The organism is Actinosynnema sp. (assembly GCF_052038725.1).
Window position 1 is genome coordinate 1 of the sequence record NZ_JBQGCX010000976.1, and the last position, 3,114, is coordinate 3,114.

The 3,114-nt window shown below is 72.6% G+C and carries 2 protein-coding genes; both read left to right on the top strand.

Annotated elements, in window-relative coordinates:
• On the top strand, positions 1–643 hold a 643-nt coding region (locus tag ACTUAL_RS20725; protein WP_440901413.1), incomplete at its 5' end, for an acyl-CoA reductase.
• 96 nt (positions 644–739) lie between these two features.
• On the top strand, positions 740–3,114 hold a 2,375-nt coding region (locus ACTUAL_RS20730; protein ID WP_440901414.1), incomplete at its 3' end, for an ATP-binding cassette domain-containing protein.

A 3,114-nucleotide genomic window follows, 5' to 3' on the forward strand; every position in this document is an offset into this window, starting at 1 on the left:
CTCGTTCGGCGTGATCTCGCGCGCCTACCTCGCCGCGAACGGCGCCGCCGAGGTCGCCCGCCGCATCGCCGCCGACACCAGCGAGCTCAACCAGCACGCCTGCCTGTCCCCGCAGGTGTACCTGGTGGAGGCAGGCCGCGAGGAGGCCAACGCGCTCGCGGGCCGGGTCGCCGAGGCGATGCGCGCCGCCGCCGCCGACTTCCCGCCCGGCGAGGTGCCGCGCGAGGACGCGGTGATCGTCGAGCACCGCAGGCTCCTGGCGGGCTGGCGCGCCGCGTCCAGCGCGGACGCCGGGGTGTGGGTCTCCGAGGGCGACACCGACTGGACCGTCGTGCTGGACGACGCGCTGCTGCCGCTCAGCGGCGCGGGCAACCGGGTGGCGCGGCTGGTCGTGGTGCCCTCGCTGGCCGCCGCCGTGGACGCGGTGCGGCCGTACGCCGAGCACCTGCAGAACGTGGGCCTCGGCGCGGTCGGCGAGGAGTTCTGGCAGGTCTCGCGGGAGCTGGCCGGGCTCGGCGCGAGCCGGATCGCCGCGCCCGGCGCGATGATCGGCGCGTCGATGGTGTGGAGGCACGACGGGCAGCCGCGCATCGCCGGGCTGCTGCGGTGGTGCGACGTGGAGAACCACCCCGAGGTGGACTGAGAGAGCCGAGGGGTTCCCGCCCTGTCAAGGGGCGGGGCGGGAACCCCTGCGGATCGATCAGGAACGGAGAAGCGGGTGTCGGGGGTCGGGCCTAGCATGACCGCCGTGAACGCCGCCAAGCGCACCGCAGCCCAGCAGGCCACCACGCCCCCGACGTCCGGTCACCCCGCCGACGGGCACGACCTGATCCGCGTGCACGGGGCCCGCGAGAACAACCTCAAGGACATCCACGTCGAGCTGCCCAAGCGCAGGCTGACCGTGTTCACCGGCGTGTCCGGGTCGGGCAAGTCGTCCCTGGTGTTCGGCACGATCGCCGCCGAGTCGCAGCGGCTGATCAACGAGACCTACAGCGCGTTCGTGCAGGGCTTCATGCCGAACCTGGGCCGCCCGGACGTGGACGTGCTCGACGGCATCACCACCGCGATCATCGTGGACCAGCAGCGCATGGGCGCCGACCCGCGCTCCACCGTCGGCACCGCCACCGACGCGAACGCCATGCTGCGCATCCTGTTCAGCCGCCTCGGGAAGCCGCACATCGGCCCGCCCAGCGCGTACTCGTTCAACACCGCCTCGGTGCGCGCCAGCGGCGCGGTCACCGTCGAGCGGGGCAACCGCACCAAGTCCGAGAAGGCCACGTTCAACCGGCTGGGCGGCATGTGCCCGCGCTGCGAGGGCCGTGGCTCGGTCACCGACTTCGACCTCACCGCGCTCTACGACGACTCCAAGTCGCTGGCGCAGGGCGCGCTGACCGTGCCCGGCTTCAGCACCGAGGGCTGGTACGGGCGGATCTTCGCCGGGTGCGGCTACTTCGACGTGGACAAGCCGATCCGGAAGTTCACCAAGAAGGAGATGCACGACCTGCTGCACCGCGAGCCCACGAAGATCAAGGTCGACGGCGTCAACCTGACCTACGAGGGCCTGATCCCCCGCATCCAGAAGTCGTTCCTGACCAAGGACGTCGAGGCGATGCAGCCGCACGTGCGGGCGTTCGTGGAGCGCGCGGTCACCTTCACCACCTGCCCCGAGTGCGACGGCACCCGGCTCAGCCCCGAGGCCCGGTCCTCGAAGGTCGCGGGCAAGTCGATCGCCGACGCGTGCTCGATGCAGATCAGCGACCTCGCCGAGTGGGTCGCCGGGCTGGCCGAGCCGTCGATCGCGCCGCTGCTGGAGAAGCTGCGGCACACCCTGGACTCGTTCACCGAGATCGGCCTGGGCTACCTGAGCCTGGACCGGCCGGCGGGCACGCTGTCCGGCGGTGAGGCGCAGCGGGTGAAGCTGGTGCGGCACCTGGGGTCCTCGCTCACCGACGTCACGTACGTGTTCGACGAGCCCACCGCCGGGCTGCACCCGCACGACATCCGCCGGATGAACGACCTGCTGCTTCGGCTGCGGGACAAGGGCAACACGGTGCTGGTGGTGGAGCACAAGCCCGAGGTGATCGCGATCGCCGACCACGTCGTGGACCTCGGTCCCGGCGCGGGCTCGGCGGGCGGGACGCTGTGCTTCGAGGGCGACGTGGCGGGCCTGCGGGCCAGCGGCACCACCACCGGCAGGCACCTGGACGACCGCTCGAAGGTCAAGGACTCGGTGCGCGCGGCCAGCGGGAGGCTGGAGATCCGGGGCGCGGCCACCCACAACCTCAAGGGCGTGGACGTGGACGTGCCGCTGGGGGTGCTGGTGGCCGTGACGGGCGTGGCGGGCTCGGGCAAGTCCTCGCTGATCCACGGCTCGCTCGCCAAGCGGGACGGGGTGATCCCGGTGGACCAGGCCCCGATCAAGGGCTCGCGGCGCAGCAACCCGGCCACCTACACGGGGCTGCTGGAGCCGATCCGCAAGGCGTTCGCCAAGGCCAACGGGGTCAAGCCCGCGCTGTTCAGCGCGAACTCCGAGGGCGCCTGCCCGACCTGCAACGGCGCGGGCGTCACCTACACCGACCTGGCGATCATGGCGGGCGTGGCGAGCACCTGCGAGGACTGCGAGGGCAAGCGGTTCCAGGCGCAGGTGCTGGAGCACCGGCTGGGCGGGCGCGACATCAGCGAGGTGCTGGCCATGCCGGTCGGCGAGGCGCTCGGGTTCTTCGGCGAGGGCGAGGCGCGGGTGCCCGCCGCGCACGCGATCCTCAAGCGGCTCGCGGACGTGGGCCTGGGGTACCTGAGCCTGGGGCAGCCGCTGACCACGCTGTCCGGCGGCGAGCGGCAGCGGCTCAAGCTGGCCACGCACATGGCGGGCAGCGGTGAGGTGTACGTGCTGGACGAGCCGACCACCGGGCTGCACCTGGCGGACGTGGAGCAGCTGCTCGGGCTGCTGGACCGGCTGGTGGACTCGGGCAAGTCGGTGATCGTGATCGAGCACCACCAGGCGGTGATGGCGCACGCGGACTGGATCATCGACCTGGGGCCGGGGGCCGGGCACGACGGCGGGCGGGTGGTGTTCGAGGGCACCCCGGCGGAGCTGGTGGCGAGCCGGGCGAC